The organism is Catenovulum sp. 2E275, from assembly GCF_025515275.1.
Classification (GTDB): Bacteria; Pseudomonadota; Gammaproteobacteria; order Enterobacterales; family Alteromonadaceae; genus Catenovulum.
Window position 1 is genome coordinate 1 of sequence record NZ_JAOPFU010000147.1, and the last position, 343, is coordinate 343.

General features: G+C 32.4%; 1 pseudogene. It reads left to right on the forward strand.

Annotation, left to right across the window (positions count from 1 at the left end):
* Positions 1–137 precede the first annotated feature (137 nt).
* A pseudogene (locus tag N7931_RS19465) lies at positions 138–343 on the forward strand (hypothetical protein); the annotation flags it as partial.

Sequence of the window (343 nt, forward strand, 5' to 3'; positions counted from 1 at the left end):
TTTTTTTGTGATTCGGATAATTCCGCTGAGCTTAATTGCCTAATCGAAGCGTTATCGGAGTCAGAAAAACTTGAGCTAATTACGGCATTAAAAAATAAATTGGCTTCCAAGTAAACTTAAGTTAAAGCTTTTAATAAATGAAAAACTCTATTGTTCTAAACGCCATTTCAGACGTTCATTTAGGATGTTTTGAAAATGAAAACTTACCTGATTTTGCATTTTCTCCTGATTTAGATATTCTCATACTCGCCGGCGATATTATGGATGGCGTTAAATCTCACTATATTGATTGGGTATTAAACTTAAATCCAAATTTACCCATTATCTATACTCCTGGAAATCA